Source organism: Providencia sp. PROV114 (assembly GCF_032704305.1).
GTDB lineage: Bacteria > Pseudomonadota > Gammaproteobacteria > Enterobacterales > Enterobacteriaceae > Providencia > Providencia rettgeri.
Map to the genome: position 1 here is coordinate 1206706 of NZ_CP120528.1, position 15930 is coordinate 1222635.

A 15930-nucleotide genomic window follows, 5' to 3' on the forward strand; every position below is an offset into this window, starting at 1 on the left:
ATCGATATACGGTTAATAACTTGAGTTAGCCCGTAATGGTTTTAAATCGTTTCCAAGGTTCATCCAGTGCGATGCTTTGAGGTTGAAACCAACAAAGTTCGGTATTTTCTGCAATAATGGTGCGCAGGGTTGGTACATCTGGAATGGTGTTGAGGGCAATCAACTGATACCCAATGTTTCCTAAGGTGGAGGCTTCAATCGGACCTGTGCTCACAGGAACCCCGCAAGTGTTGGCGCAGAGTTGGTTAAGTAGGGCATTTTGGCTGCCGCCACCGACGATATGCAGTTGTTGTAATGGGGCATGATTTATCTGCTGTAATTCAAGGAACACTTGACGATAAAGCAGTGCTAAGCTGTCGAAAACACAACGAGCTAGCTCAGCGGCAGTATTTGGAACGGATTGTTGATTTTCCTGACAAGCTTCTTTAATGGCTTGGCTCATCGACTCCGGGTTCAAGAACCGGTTATCGTTCGGGTTGATCAGATACGTGAATGCTGGGATAGCTTCTGCTGAGGTAATGAGGCTGCAAATATCTTGCACATCGTGTTCAAGACAAATGCGTTGGAATAACCATAACCCCATAATATTCTTTAGGACTCGGTAGTGGCCATTAATTCCTCCTTCATTGGTAATGTTGGCAACAAATGCATTTTCACATGTACAAGGGGATGTGCGCTCGAGGCCCATTAATGACCAAGTTCCTGAGCTTAAGTAAGCACTATGGCTATCGGCTATTGGAGCCGCAATGACAGCGCTGGCCGTATCATGGCTTGCTACGGCGATCACGGGGGTTTTTTGGCCTTTCGGTGTGATCCAATAGCCAATGACATTACCCGGTTGCTTGATTTCACCTAATAAACGGCGTGGCAATTGTAAATATTCGACTAACTCCTCATCCCAATCACCTGTTTGCAGGTTAACCATTTGGCTGGTGGTAATATTGGTATATTCATGGTTGACTTGCCCGGTCAAACGGTATGCTAAATAATCAGGAATCAATAATAAATGGTGTGCTTGTTTCAACCATTGAGGGTGTGATTGTTGCAATGCCTTCAATTGATATAAGGTATTGAAAGGGAGAAATTGGATCCCTGTTTTTTGGTAGATATTTTGAACACCGAGATCGGTTTGAACTTGTTCCATGACACCTTGCGTGCGGTTATCTCGGTAGGAGAAATTGCGACCAACGGTATGACCCTCACGGTCAAGTAGGACATAATCAACACCCCAAGTGTCGATCCCGATGCTGTCAATGTTGATGCCAGATTGTTCTACACGGTGTAAGCCAATCAGGATTTGGTTCTCAATGTCGTCAAGATCCCAATAGCAATGGTTGCCTTCAGTGATCAAATGGTTTGTAAAACGATGAATTTCATCTAATGATAATTTTTTATTATGCACATCATAGCAAGCCAACATGACTCGACCGCTAGATGCGCCTAAATCAATAGCAACAACATGGCGAATATTCATGACTTTTTTATCTCTATTACTTAACTTATAGTCATATACTAGAGAGAGTGAATAGTGAGCGCGTTCAATGGAGCGCCACTAAAAGGGAAAAATGGCAATATATTTAAAGTCGTAGTGATCTTATTCACAGACTTGAAATCTCTCAGTATTTTTACCAGAACCATTTAATCAGGAGCGAATAATGAAAGAGCCTCACGATATAGCTGAATGGGCTAAAGTTAGAGAAACCTCAATTGAAATTGCTCAAGCTATTTTTGAGTTAGCGAATAATGATGAAGTGTTAGCAGAACAAATTTGGGAGGAAGGTTCTGATGAAGTTTTACCTCTGGCCTTTTCGAAGACCACTGCGGATAGGCTATATTGGGGGGAAGAAACTATCGAAAGGAAAAATGTATAATTCGTTTTGAGCTTTTCTGAAGAGATAAAAACCTCGCAATGGCGAGGTTTTTTATTGGCGATTATAAGGTGTTAATTTCTCTTATTTACCATTAAAAGACTGGATGTTTTTGACACTGAATTTTTCATTTTTATATTGCAGGGTAATCAGTTGTAAGTCTTTTTTAGGGATGAATTGGTACTCTGGCTGAACTTTATTTAAAAACGCACTGAAAATAATCGGGTGAGTAACCACCATGATTTTTCCAGTATGGAATTCATTTTTGATACCAATATCTCTAAGTAAGCTTTCTAATCGGTAGGCTGCAATAGCTCCTGTTTCACCATCGACTGGGGATTCAAAGCTCAACACATTTTTTCCTGAATGTAATTTGGTAAACTGGCCTTTAGGGTCTTTTTCTAATGTGCTGATTTTCTCCGCTTCCCAAAGGCCAAGGAAAATTTCATCTAAATTACGATTAATTTGGATTGGTAGGGTGCTATTTTCAAATAAGTGGTTTGCAGTATATTTGGCTCTATTTAATGTGCTGCTATAAACCGCCAAATAGTCAGTAGGGTTAATGTGTTGTTTCAATTGATTAACCGCCGCAACACCTGATTTACTGAGATCGGAGTCTGAGGTGCCTTCCATTACATTGGCATCATTTAAAATAGTCATTGGGTTGATGACAATCGAGATTTCAAGAGGCGGAAGTTTCTCTTGTTTTGCATAACCTGATTTTAAATAATCCGTATTATTAAAGTCGATAAGCGTAAATTGACCATCTTTATATTTTAATACCGAAACGGCAGTATTGCTTAACCCTGATAATGGCTTATCTTGACGATATTTCTGCAAGTAAAATGCCATTGATGAGTGGCCAACGGCTAAAATATTACCAGTTTCATTTTTATGACGGTTAGCAATATCTAATAATGCAGACTCGAAGCGTTGGGAAAAGTCATACATGCTTTCAGTGTTGACGACAGATTTGAAGTTTTTATCTTTATAGTTCCCAAAGTAGTATTCAAATTCATTACCAGAATGGCCGTATTGGCTCGTTAAGTCATCAATTCTACCGCCTTCAGCGTTACCCCAAGAAATATCTTTTAAGTTCTCAATCTCAATAATATCCATGTTACGGCCAGTTAAAATATTACTGGCGGTTTCATGAGCTCGACCTAATGTACTGCTGTATCCGGCGATAAAATCGACATCTTCTAAACCTAAACCAAGGCTGCGTGCATCATAGCGCCCTTTGGTTGTAAGCTGAGCATTACCGCCTCCACCAATGGTCATTTCTTTAATATTAGAATAAGTTTGTCCATGTCTAACAAGGTAAAAATAAAGGGCATCGCTATCTGATGTAGCTAAAGCACTGGTGGAGGTTATTGAAATAATTATATAAAATAACAAAAGAAACTTGGTTTTAATTCTTTTCATGTTTGCACCTATAATTTATTTATAATGCCATTCTTAGTGGCATAATTAACCTGTCTACCAATTGATTAATAAGAAATTGGCGCCCCCAATCTAAGTAAAATGAATTAGGATTAATTGTATTGTTTAGCCAGATATTTTTGAAAATGGCGTAAAAACCAAAGTAAGTAAGATGGCTATCACAAAATGACTATTTATTTTGTGATTAATTTAATTTTAGTGATCTTGAGTGAATAATTTGCTTTTCATTTACTAATGTTAGGTTGCTTTATTATAAAAGAGGGGTGATTTGCTTGGGAATAAGCAACAGTGTAGTTCTTGCTAATCCATTCGTTATGGTATAATTGCTGTACATAACAACCAAGGTGTCGCATCTTACTCTGGATTTATATCTCTATTTTTTAATCCATTTTGCATTGGATAAATCAGCAATGAACATTAGTCAGCTTAAAAGTTTTGTTGAAGTGGTTAGAAGTGATTTCAATATCACCAACGCGGCTGAAAAATTATATACCTCTCAGCCGACTGTCAGTAAGCAACTTAAAATATTGGAAGATGAACTGAACGTTTCATTATTCAATAGAAAAAATAATAACTTATTGTCTCTTAGCCCGATTGGGGAGAAAGTTCATCATGTCGCGTGTGATATTCTGGCGCAGTTCGATAAAATTAAAAGTATCGTTTCACATGAAGATACCACGATAAAACAAAATCTTCATATCGCAACCACACACACACAAATCCGCTATAAATTACCCCAAGTGATTGAACGTTTTAACGCACGTTACCCCAATATCTCACTGCATTTTCACCAAGGGGCTCCCGCCCAAATAGCAGAAATGGTGAATAATGGGGATGTGGATTTTGCTATTGCGACCGAATCTATGCACCTTTATGATGACTTATTGGTGATGCCTTGCTACCAATGGTCGCGCAGTATTATTGTGCCCCATGACCACCCGCTAGCTCAATGTGAACAGCTCTCTATTGAAGACCTTGCTGGTTACCCATTAATTACCTATGTATTTGGTTTTACCGGGCATTCAAAACTTGACCAAGTTTTTTACCAACATAAATTAACGCCAAATGTTGTTTTAACTGCGGTAGATACCGAAATTATTAAATACTATGTAAAACGTGGTGCTGGGGTAGGTATTATTTCAACGGTGGCTTTTGACCCAGAGGAAGATAGCGAGACATTACGCTGTATTGATATTAGCCATTTAGTGAAGCCAAGTTATACACATGTATGCATTAACCGGCATATGCATTTAAAAGATTATATGTATGATTTTATCTCTAATTATGCACCTCACCTTGATTTGAACTATATTCATCAACCGAATCAATGGGTGCCTACAGAACAAAATGAGCGAGATAGGTTATATAGAGAATTACCTGAGCTATAAGAAAAAAGCCGAGTAATATGATTTACTCGGCTTTGAAATTACTGTGTGTGTTATTTTTATTCTAACGAGTGGCAATATTAATAAAAATTTGAGCGCCAATCAGCAAACAATCGTCATCAACAAAGTAAGGGTTAGCGTGTAAATAATTATTAATCCCTTTTGCTTGATTACCACTTCCTAAAAAGTACATGGCACCGAGTTTATCTTTAGTGGCATTGATCATATAACTGAAGTCTTCACTACCCGTCATTGGCTTACCATTCGCATCTATCTGTTCAGCAGGTAAGAATGCCGCAGCAGCATCATAAATCACTTTAGCAGCCTGCGGGTGATTGACGACAGCGGGATAACCGCTTGCTTCTAGTGTGGTTTTAAACCCGCCGGCTTCACTACGAGCGACAATTTCATGAAAGCTGGCTTTTAAAATTTTGTCGGTTTCTTCATCCATTGAACGGATGGTACCGCGTGCCTGAACATGATCAGCCAACGCATTTGGAATAGTTCCGCCATTAATCATGCCACAACCAAATACGGCAGGGCTGAAAGGATCGGTTTTTTTGGCAACAATGTAGTCCATATAATCAATGATACGTGTTGCTTCGCGGATAGCATCTAACCCTTTATGTGGGGTTGAACCGTGGGCTGAAACGCCATGAACATCTAGCGTCCACGCTGAGCCATAAGAGGACATAACCCCTGAATTGAATTTAATATAACCCGTTTCAAAAGCGGCATCATTATGTAAGCCGTATACTTCATCAACACCTTCCATACAGCCCATTTCTACCATTTTGTTAGCGCCCGGTACTCGCATGTCTTCTTCGGCCATTTGGAAGATAAAACGGACGTTATGAGTGAGTTCAGAACGGTTTTCGCTAAGGTATTTTGCTGCCGTTAAGGCGATGGTCATATGGGTATCATGGCCACAGTTATGAGCGCAACCTTCATGGACAGAGCTGTGCTCATTGCATGTTAAATCAGGCATTTCAAGGCCGTCAATATCGGTACGATAGGCAATCAAGCGCTTTGTTGGGTCGATAATCAATTCAGCAGTAAAACCGGTGTAACCTTCAAATAAACGGATGTTATAGCCAAAGCTTTCCATCAATTCACGGCAATATTGTGAGGTTTTGAATTCTTGCCCAGATAATTCAGGGATCTTATGTAAATCCTGACGTGTTTTTTTGCTAAACGTTTCTAAAGCAAAGAGCTTTTCACTGATATTGTATTTATTGGTCATTACGTTTTATCCCGTATACAAAAAGCGTTTTTAATGCTGTTAAGGAGCCCCTGGTGTGAGCATGAATAAGAAACAGCGTACTCATTTAATTTATGTATATTTTAAGCGCTAGATTCAGAAATAAATCACTTCTGCTAGATGTTATTTTATCTAATAATTCATAGAGTGAATTTTAACGTGGATATTAAAAAAGTGAGCGTGATGGAGATCGTATTTATATCATATCAGTATTGCATGGCTCATGAATAATAAGGATGGTAATTTAATAAAATAATCATCAGGAAATGTAAAGATAATTAAATCCCTTTAATATCAGCATGTTAAATTTGTATTTTCTGGTTTTTATATTAAAAATTTTTATATTTAAGAGAGGCGGTTATTGAGTTTACGCTAAATTTTATTATTTGAAATAGGATGTAGATAGCATGGCTTTACAAATTATTTTACATGAGATGACGAATATAAAATATATTGAATTAATGAGAGGGGAAACTATAAAGATAGGATTAAAGCTGGAAAGATTATATGCCCCTTATTGCGATTAACGCATTAATAAGGGACATGTTTCTATAATTAGTTCTTAAAAGAGCCAATAAATGAGAGATATTCCTCTTTGCTCATCAATGGGGTGTAATCAGCTAACATTTCGTCAGCTTGGGATGCATCATCAAATAATAGGTCAATAATTGCCATTGCCATCATTTGCGCAGGGCGGATGTAGGCCATATCATCATCAAAAACAACGTAATCTTTACCGTGCAAGCCACCGCGAATTGCGCCAATCCACGGGTGACTCACTGGCATGATATGTGATAAGTCACCTGTATCTGTGCTTCCAGTCATATGGCCAGCAACCCAAACATTTTCTTCGCCAATCAAGTCGTGGGCATTGTGCTGCAATAAGTCGTTTAACGTATCGTTGTTATATAGCGGCAGGTAACCCGGTAAATCTTTGACTTCTACTTCTGCACCGACTGACATTGCGCCAGCAACCAATGCGCGAGTAATACGCTCATTCGCATCAATCATTGCGGGAACATTTGACGCTCGGACATAACTTTCCATACGGACATCACTTGGGGTGACATTCACTAAATCACCGCCTTGTGTGATGATAGGATGGAAACGAATATAATCTTTTTCTTGGAAGGTTTCGCGAATTGCATTCACCCCCATGATCCCCATCATTGCCGCATTGAGTGCATTAACGCCCAGATGAGGGGCCGCCGCCGCATGGGATGCTTTGCCTTTGTAGTTAATCAGCTTGCCAATAAACCCATTGGTGGTGGTCGACATTTCAATAAAACCAGTCTCACGTTCAGGTTTGACACTGGTTAAATGAATTTGCATTGCCATATCGATATCATCAAACTCACCAAGAGATATCAGCTCAGGTTTACCGCCGATATAACTGATTTTTCCTTGCTCAATCAGTTTATTACGATAAGCTAGTTCAACATATTCCTCTGCGGGAACGGCGAAAGGAACGACGTCTCCCGCGAGGTATTGCATAGCACCTGACTTAACCAGACCAATAGTGACTGCCATCATGTTAGCTATTTGTGCATTGTGCCCACAGCAATGGGCAGCGCCCGTTAAATCATCAGCTTCTGGGTGCTCCGCACAAATAATTGCATCGAGCTCACCAATCACAGCAATACTATGTTTACTCCCTTTTCCACCCTTAAGGCGAGCCTTAACCCCCGTCAATGCGAGTTGGTTACGGTAATTAACGCCTAAGGCAGAAAATGCAGCTTCCACTTTTTTTGCTGTTTTAACTTCCTTATAGCCGAGCTCAGGTTCTGCCCAAATATCTTCAGCCAATTTTTTGATATCCCCTTTATGGGATGCAATTGTCTCGCAGACGATGGCTTTCAATTGGTCTTTGGTCATTGTCATGGTAAATATTTCCTATTGTTAGATAACGCCGCTCCATGAAAGTGTCACTTGACCAATAAGTGCAGCGAATAAGAATGTTCCTGTAAAGACCGCCAGTGAAACTGGGATGATCCGCCATGAAATGGCTTTAAATTTGTCGATATCTTTACCGAGTGAAAGACCAGCAAAGGCAAGTACTGTCGTACTGATGACGGCAAGTGAGATTTTACCTGTCATTGCGATCATTTCTTTATCGTAAGGGAATAACGGTGAACACAGACCCGCCGCAATTAAAGATACCCAGAAAATCACGGGTAACTTACCTAATGGTGGGATTTGTGCAATTAAGTATGCCACAAATGACATACCCCCTAATAATGCCATGGCGATAAGTGAGTCACTAAAGACTGCGCCAAAGCTACCACGGCCATAAATTGAACCGCCGAGTGCATCACCCAGTGAAGTGAAGATGATGACTAACACGATGATTATTGCAATTTCTGCCATCTTTTTCATGATCTTATATCCTTATTCTGTATCTGCTGATGCGGTTGCACGTTTTCTTTTCAATTTGTTGTACAAGAAAGAGGCAAACGGTAAGGAGAAGAAGATGTAGATGTACAGACCTAATACCGAAGACATCAAGTTTGCAGAGGATGAGAATGCTTGAATATCTGCGGCGTGTTCAGGATAAAGTTCCAATAATGGGGCAACAGATGCTGCTAGCATCGAACCACTACCCACACCAGCACCCATGGCTAAAGCAAGTGGGCTCATAATATCGAGTCCTGCGATAACACTGGCGATAACACCCATCCAAACTGCACCGTATAACGTCCCGCAAATATACATTGCCATAACGCCGCGGCCTTCTGGTGAACTTAAACCATATTTGGCTTCGATAATGGCAATATTAGGTTCACGACCGATAGAGTAGGTGGCACCAACGGCTTCACGGCCCATGCCTAACATGATAGCAAGCGGTAAACCGAGCAAAATAGTACCGATAAAGTGGCCGACTTCTTGCAAGATTAATGCGCCACCGGCTTGAATTATTTTTTCCCAAGATGCACCAACGGAGGTGCTTAATTTTGCAATTAAGATAACTAACGCAACACTCATTATCGAGCTCGCGTGTGCCATATTTTTTTCGCTGAGGATTTTGAATTTTGGAAAACTGATAATACCACCCATCAACATGGAATAAAGCATTGGAAAAACCATGACTAAACTGATTTTAATTTGCCCTATAGCTTCCGAAAGAAGAATGATAAGTAAGCTAACCAAAAGCAACTTACTATCTTTTAATATACCCATAGTGTTACCTTTCATTGGAAATGTTTTTAAGAGTTTTTCGTATATATTTATAATAAAAATGCATCATTTTCGTATTCATACTATCCATGAAACTATTTTCCTGACAATATTCCGAAAGTCTCTTAGCCATGCCGAAAAGGCATGGTTAAAATCAATAAATTAATATTTATTAATAAAGATGTAGTTATTGAAATATTTTTGCATTTTTATATTAAAAATATTTTTATTTTTCAGATTGATACAAATTATTATTAATTATTTAACATGCTGTTTCATAAGTAATTTTGATTTTTTGGTGTGTTAATGCGAGAAATTATCAAATACCCAGTAAATGTGAGGTTGTTCAGGTTTTATTTATTTTTTTATGGCAAGGTTTTATTTTTACTGAATTTATATAATGATAAAAATTGAATTTTAATTGGAGGTTGTTATGGTTTCTTTGGGTTTTTATTTTCATTTTAGTCTGAATTTAATTTAATTATTAGATTAATAAACTGATTTGTTTTTGCGAGTTTTCTTCAAAAAAATTTGATAAATTACAATAATATTGTATTTGGCAGTGATATTTGACATGGATCTCAATTCTGAATATTTCTTAATTTGAAAGCAATAAATGAGTCGAAATTTTATTTTAGTCTATTTGCTGAAATTCATGTTATCCGTAACATGTTTACCTGTTATTTGTTTATTGAATATCGAAAAATATAAAGGCACGAATTGCGCGAACAAAAAAGTGTTTGTTGTTAATTTACACTAAATCGTCTTTTTATCGCAGCGGCATTGTGAACGGCAAACCTAAAGAAAGGTGTTTATGACTATTACGTTAAAAGATATCACCAAAGATAATTGGGTGGATATTATATGTCTTGAAATAACTAAAGAACAGGAAGACTTTGTGGCTCTTAACTCAGAGTCAATCGCAGCCTCAAAATTTTTTGATTACTATATTAATCGTGGTATCTATGTTGATAATGAGCCCGTTGGCTTTGTTCAATATTATTCAAACCATGAAAATGGTCGGCCCGAAGAGGTTTTTATTGGCCAATTGATGATTGATATTAAACACCAAAGAAAAGGCTTTGGTTCTCTGGCTATTCCACTTGTTCTCGATGAAATAAAAAGTTTAGGTAAATATCAATCAGTATCAATTTGTTATATCGAAGGCAATGACATGATGAAACCATTTTTTGAACAGTTTGGTTTTTCCGTTGTTGACCAAGATGAATTTGATGAAACCATTATGCGGCTAGTTTTTTAGTGCTGAAATGACGAATATCCGCTCCAACTTATAGTTAGCAGCGGATATTTGTAGAGCGATAAACCTACAATATTTATCTAAAATTGCGCATTTAATCCTAAGCGTAGTGTGCGCCCGGGGGCTGGCATCATACTGCGCGTCAGTGGGTCGATATAATAACGGTCAGTTAAGTTGGTCACTAAGAATTCGACATTAATATTTTTGTCAATTTGATAACTTGCGTAGGCATCTGCAGTAAAGGTAGGCGTCCAGTGCATTGGGCTATTATTCGCCATCGAATAACTCCCCGGGAACTGCTGCATCAGTTTGCGTTCATCTTTATTTTGTACGCTACTGGTATAACGTAAGCGTGTTCCCACTTCGAGGGCCTCATCCATAAAGCGCATGCCTAGGTTGGAATTTATGGCATATTTAGGCTGTAATTGTGTACGTAAAAAACCGCCAGGGAAACCTGCAGTTGTACATTGGGAGATATTATAGCGATTAGCCGGGTCAAGATTGGCTGGAGCCGAATCATCACAGACTTCATTTTTGAGGCGGTAATCGACACCAATATCCATAAATACACCACCATTATCATAGCGTGCCAAAGCTTCAATTCCTGCTGTTTTATGTTCTTTTACTTGAACAAAATTAAGACGTCCATCACGGTCAAAAGCATTTTCAATGACAGTATGGTAATAGCCTATTTTCACGTCAGCGTGGCGTTCAGCGCCGAGTAAACCTTGTAAATTACGTGAATAACCAAATTCAAAGGTTTTTGCACGTTCGGGTTTAAATAACATTTTCTCTTTACGGGCTTCACTTTCCCCTGCAAACCCAATGCTGTTTTCAAAAATACTCGGTAAGCGAACCGTCTCTATATAGCGTGCATAAACCCGGTCGTTATCAGATAACCAAATATTGGCACCAAAAGCGGGAGCCCAGCCATGGCTTTTTTGTTTGCCTGAGAACTTCCATTTTTCTTCTTCAGTGAGTTCGCGCTTGATGTCATCGGCTGGGTGTGAATAACTTGAACCATAGACATAAACTTCCTTGCCAGTAACAGGGTCAACAGCACGGGCTTGAGAGTCAAAAGTACCGTTATGGAAAGGGTTTGTTTTGGTGGTATAGCGTCCATCGCTATCTGATTTCCATTCGGCGCGGAAATTAACGTCTAAAACACCATTTTCTTCTGGGCGCTGAGCGTTGTTTCTTTTAGTAATAAAAACGGTATAGTCGGTATCTTCCAATCCTAATGTTTTAAGTAATATTTGGCTGTTTTTATAACCACCATTAAACGCTTGGTAGCCATTGGCAACAGCCTCGTTATACTCTTCTTTGGTTAAAATTCGGTTGTAATTTATTTGTTTAGCAAGGCGCTCGTCAGGGTTTTGGAAGCCCTTGGTGCGATTGCGCATTTGTTCTTTTAAATAATCATCTTCTGTCCAGCCATCAATATATTTTGCTCCCGCATCCAGTTCTAACCAGCTCGTTGGGCGATAGTTAAAGTTAAAGGCAATACTGGTTTCTTGGCGATGACCTTTACGAGGAAGGGCAATAAAAGGGCTGGCGGTTTGAGATGGCGGTACGTCGTTAGAGTCCAATTTTTCTTTGAGCATTGAACCGCGGATCGTTAAATCAAGATCGGGCGTGAGTGCCATGGTATTGCGCAAATTAAAGCCAATACGGTCATTCTCAGAGTTAGTTGCTGCGGTATTAATTAATGAACCATCAATGTTAGGGTCTTTTCCACCACCATAACCATACTCGAAGCCCCAATCGCGTTCTTTGGGTTCTCGTGGGTAGCCACCTGAGGTATTGGTATCCCCTACGGAATGGGTCATCCACACATTTGCGTTTAGGTCAATCCATTGATTATCTTCAGGTTTCCATTTATATTCGGCATTATAAGCATTGACCGTAAAGTGAGCTAATGGCCATTGGGGTAATACTTGTTTTCCTTCAAGCTCAGCAAATCCTAAACGTGATGGCATGATTTCACCATAGGTGCTTTCACTTCGGCGAAAACCAAGATGTAATGTTTGGTTTTCAGTGAGATATAAATTAGTTTTAACTAAATAGGATTCCAACTCATTGGAGGTATTCGTAACTTCTTTTCCGGGGCGAAATACATTGGCAGCAAAAGGTAAGTAAGGGTCTGGACCAAGCTGTTGCTGTACTGTTTGTTGTTCATTTAATTGAACCGATTCTTTATAACGGTGAGCGCCATTTTTCCCCGCAAAATAATTACCTTGCCGGCGATAAGCATAGGCGGCCATTAAATCAAACTTTTCCTGTCGAGTCCCAACCGCTATTCTTCCGCCATTATCTTTAAAATTAAAGAATTGAGCGCTTCCTCGGGATTTCGGTGTGATGTTGACGACTGGATCAGAGAAAACATAGTTATTATTTTTATAAATCTCAGGGTGATCTCGGTAATCTTCGCCATAACCAAAGTGGGGAACACGCTCACGAGTAGAATTACTGCTGGTTTCCAATTTTAAGCTGACACCAAATTTTTCACCCGGTTCAACAACGTCATCTATTCCTATGGTTCTGATGGCTATCCCACCACCTACAGAGGTTTTTATATCACCAGCAAGAGAACCACTTTTTTCAATCTCAATGCTACTAATGAGGTTTGGGTCCACATAGTTACGGTTGTTTGCCCCATTGTAACCCCGATAAACGGTTAACGACTGTTCTGTGCCGTCAACCGTGACAGGAACACGTTCTTGCCCTTGAATGCCTCGAATATTCGGGTCTAACGCGCCACTGTTCCTTGCATCACCACTATAGACACCAACTGCACTATTAAGCACATCCGCGGTACTGGTACCTTTATAGCGCTCAACAAGGTCTTTTCCTAAATAAATTTTAGAACCTTTAGCATCATATTGATCATCGTAACCTTGTTGATCCCGTTCTTTGATAGTTTTTGCTGAATCTTGAACAGTAATGGTGCCGATGTGTTCTTCTTTTTCCCCTAAAGCGGTTGTTGGAATAAAAAGAGCAGTAATAATTGCAGTAGTAATAGGTGTTAATTTGTATTTATACATTGTGTTTTTCTCTATGCCATAACGCTTAAAAACGGGTTTCTAACCCAATAGAAATTTCGTGCTGGTGGTAGGAGTAAATTCCATCTGCAGAACTGCGGTTATCACGAAAGCGGTAACTGGTATAAGGCGTAAATGTGAGCAATGAATAATTTGGAAAACTAAGACGCGCAAAATACATCGCTTCTCTATCATGGCGTTTAACATTCAACATTTGGTTGAAGGCCTTGAATTGGCTTTCTCGGTAAGTTGCAAGTGCCAGTAAATGAATATCGGGTGTTAGCACGTGATAAAAGCCGCCTCGGATACCCAATTGGTCATAATCATCGCTACGAACTTCTGTGGTGAGACGAGTCGCATCAGCCCCCAAAAAGAGGGAGGTATCTGGGGTAATACCATAGACACCGGTTAGATGTAGGCTACTTCGATTACCATTGGCACTGTCATACGGTTTTTGATAATGAAGTTGTTGGTAGTCAGCGGAGGTACTTAGGAGCACACGAGGTGAAAATTGGTAGTCAGCTTCAATTTTTCCCCCTATGCCTAAATAACGGCGCTTTTCATTGACCGTTTTTAACTCAACTAATGGGCCGAATGCGATAGTGGTGTTCGCATCATTAAAACGATATAAAGTTGCTAAAGAAGACGTGTTTTCACTGAATTCAGCATAGTGCGGATAGCGGTCACCATAAGATGTCCCCTTGATTTGCAGGGAATGATTGCCCGAGATAGGAATAATTTTACTCAGACTTGCATCATAGGTGAGTCCCGGTGATGATTTGGGGTTAGCCATTTTCCAGGTTCCCCCTGGCGTTTCCCAAACTTTATTTTTATCTGGAACTTGGTTGATATTACTGTTGTATTTATAGCCAAAGGAGAGACTGCCAGTCCAAGCGGTGCGGTTTTCGATAGCACTAATAAATTGCTGGATGGTTTGCTTCACATTCGTAGGTAATGCGAGTGTTTTATCGTTGATTAAATTTTGGAATAAAGCCAAAGACTCTTTATTTTGGTTATCTTCAAAATAAGCCCGGGCCAGTTCTAATTTTATGCGAAGAAACTTTGGCGACCGTGCCAATATTTGTTGGTAGTGGGCAATCGCTTCAGGGTAATGATTTTGCGATTTAGCAATTTCTGCTTTTGCAAATAAAATGAGTAGTGGATCCGCATCAGCGAGTTGTTGGTAGCGGGGTAATAAGCGCTGTACGTCTTCAAATTGCCTGTGGTTAATTGCCAGATAAATGGCTTGCCCGAGGTCTTGGGCATTATTCTCAAGGGCATAATTTTCCCCATTTAAGTTAATTGATAGGTCATCTGGGAGAAGCAATTGGTCTTTATTGGGGACTACTGCACTTTTATCACGATAGTTTTGTTTGTCTTTTTGCCATAACAATTGTTCTCGGTCAGTGTCCAAGCTGGCTGGAAATGCAGAGAATGCGGCTATAAGCATCATTATAGCAGGAGTTAATAACAGATATCGCATAGGATTAGCTTCGGTAATAAAAGGCAGTGGCCAACTGCCTGTCACGCTTTATGGTTGGCCACCAAGGTTGATTTACGGGTTACTGGGAAATATTCCCACGGCTTCCACCAAAGGCCATATCTTTGCTGTGATCTTCAAATTGAGTGACACCAGCAATATGCTTAGCTTGATCGCCAAAGAAGTGTCCATTTGTTGAGCCTGATTCACCATTAAGAGTGGCCGCCCCGGCGAAAGTGGCATTGTTTTTAATGGTGGCATCAATATTGGTTGCACCAATATTCCCTGCTAAGGATTTAGTACCAAAGTTGGCTGTCAGAGTCCCTGCGGTTAGTGCGCCTCCATTGTATTGGCTTATTCCTTTAACGGAGTATTCCGCTGTGCCAGCTGTAGGCATATTGGTGGTGACATCCTTGCCAGAATAGTAAGCGGTATGTGTGGTGTCACTAACTTGTCCTGTCGATGACCATTCACCAAAATAGACTTCTGCATCTGCAATTTTGGCAAAGTTAAAAACGCCCATTTTGTCATGCGAACCAGGTCCATTAGGCATGGAAATAACATGTGCTTCATTTCCTGCCTGTATTGGTGCCATTCGAGTTAAGCCTGAGAAAGAAATGGTTTTTCCACCATAAACAGATTGCACACCAATACCTGGGTCACCCGCAGCACCGCCATGACCACCACCGGTTCCTTCTGTTGCACCAACACGGACGGAAGGCTGATTAGCATCGAAAGGTTGGCTTTGGCCAGAACCGATTGCTGCAGAAGCACCAAAAGTTACTGTGCAGGTTGCGAGTGCTAGAGCGATAATATTTAACTTTTTCATCGAAATACTCCATTTTTATTAAAGATATTAACGATACTATTGATTAAGAAATTATTATTTCGCATATATATGACGAGTTGTATTAAATCAAATAATAATATAAATGCAAATGATAATTCTTCGCATTAACATTAAAATAATTATGGGTATCAATGAGATAGTGATATTGATCTTGCTGTTAGTGGTTGATA

General features: G+C 39.7%; 12 protein-coding genes. 3 read left to right on the top strand and 9 right to left on the bottom strand.

The features are described 5' to 3' along the window. Window positions 1-25: 25 nt before the first annotated feature. Window positions 26-1474, bottom strand: a complete 1449-nt coding sequence (gene rhaB / locus P3L37_RS05195) for a rhamnulokinase (protein WP_109912085.1) — start codon at window positions 1472-1474, stop codon at window positions 26-28. A gap of 181 nt (window positions 1475-1655) precedes the next feature. Between rhaB and P3L37_RS05200 the strand changes: the two genes are divergently transcribed. After that, on the top strand, window positions 1656-1871 hold the full coding sequence (locus P3L37_RS05200; RefSeq protein ID WP_004913488.1) for a YccJ family protein: 216 nt from the start codon (window positions 1656-1658) through the stop codon (window positions 1869-1871). Between the two features lie 81 nt (window positions 1872-1952). On the opposite strand, the gene P3L37_RS05205 is transcribed toward P3L37_RS05200, so the two are convergent. Continuing rightward, the gene (locus tag P3L37_RS05205; protein WP_109912086.1) at window positions 1953-3293 is read right to left on the bottom strand and encodes a 2-carboxy-D-arabinitol-1-phosphatase; all 1341 of its coding nucleotides are present in this window, start codon (window positions 3291-3293) and stop codon (window positions 1953-1955) included. Window positions 3294-3721: 428 nt separating this feature from the next. Between P3L37_RS05205 and P3L37_RS05210 the strand changes: the two genes are divergently transcribed. Beyond that, complete coding sequence (locus P3L37_RS05210; protein ID WP_109912087.1) at window positions 3722-4699, top strand: LysR substrate-binding domain-containing protein; 978 nt, start codon at window positions 3722-3724, stop codon at window positions 4697-4699. A 61-nt stretch (window positions 4700-4760) separates the two neighbouring features. On the opposite strand, the gene P3L37_RS05215 is transcribed toward P3L37_RS05210, so the two are convergent. The 4 genes from P3L37_RS05215 to P3L37_RS05230 all read right to left on the bottom strand — a co-directional run bounded on the left by P3L37_RS05215 (window position 4761) and on the right by P3L37_RS05230 (window position 9134). After that, window positions 4761-5939, bottom strand: a complete 1179-nt coding sequence (locus tag P3L37_RS05215; protein ID WP_109912088.1) for a M20 family metallopeptidase — start codon at window positions 5937-5939, stop codon at window positions 4761-4763. Between the two features lie 573 nt (window positions 5940-6512). Beyond that, window positions 6513-7838, bottom strand: a complete 1326-nt coding sequence (locus tag P3L37_RS05220; RefSeq protein ID WP_004913476.1) for an amidohydrolase — start codon at window positions 7836-7838, stop codon at window positions 6513-6515. 18 nt (window positions 7839-7856) lie between these two features. After that, complete coding sequence (locus tag P3L37_RS05225) at window positions 7857-8333, bottom strand: hypothetical protein (protein ID WP_004262394.1); 477 nt, start codon at window positions 8331-8333, stop codon at window positions 7857-7859. A 12-nt stretch (window positions 8334-8345) separates the two neighbouring features. Continuing rightward, complete coding sequence (locus P3L37_RS05230) at window positions 8346-9134, bottom strand: DUF3100 domain-containing protein (RefSeq protein WP_004913472.1); 789 nt, start codon at window positions 9132-9134, stop codon at window positions 8346-8348. Between the two features lie 811 nt (window positions 9135-9945). On the opposite strand from P3L37_RS05230, the gene P3L37_RS05235 reads away from it, so the two are divergent. Next, complete coding sequence (locus P3L37_RS05235; protein ID WP_004913470.1) at window positions 9946-10392, top strand: GNAT family N-acetyltransferase; 447 nt, start codon at window positions 9946-9948, stop codon at window positions 10390-10392. Between the two features lie 77 nt (window positions 10393-10469). Here the strand turns inward: P3L37_RS05235 and P3L37_RS05240 are convergent, their stop codons facing one another. The 3 genes from P3L37_RS05240 to P3L37_RS05250 form a co-directional block, all read right to left on the bottom strand. Beyond that, window positions 10470-13433 (bottom strand): TonB-dependent receptor domain-containing protein, encoded by a 2964-nt coding sequence (locus P3L37_RS05240; RefSeq protein WP_109912740.1) that lies wholly within the window; start codon window positions 13431-13433, stop codon window positions 10470-10472. A gap of 25 nt (window positions 13434-13458) precedes the next feature. Further along, entirely contained in the window at window positions 13459-14913 is a 1455-nt protein-coding gene (locus P3L37_RS05245) for a porin family protein (protein ID WP_147318182.1), read from the bottom strand. A gap of 79 nt (window positions 14914-14992) precedes the next feature. Further along, window positions 14993-15739: a Slam-dependent surface lipoprotein gene (locus tag P3L37_RS05250; protein ID WP_004913462.1), complete on the bottom strand. Its 747-nt coding sequence runs from the start codon at window positions 15737-15739 to the stop codon at window positions 14993-14995. Between the last annotated feature and the right edge of the window lie 191 nt (window positions 15740-15930).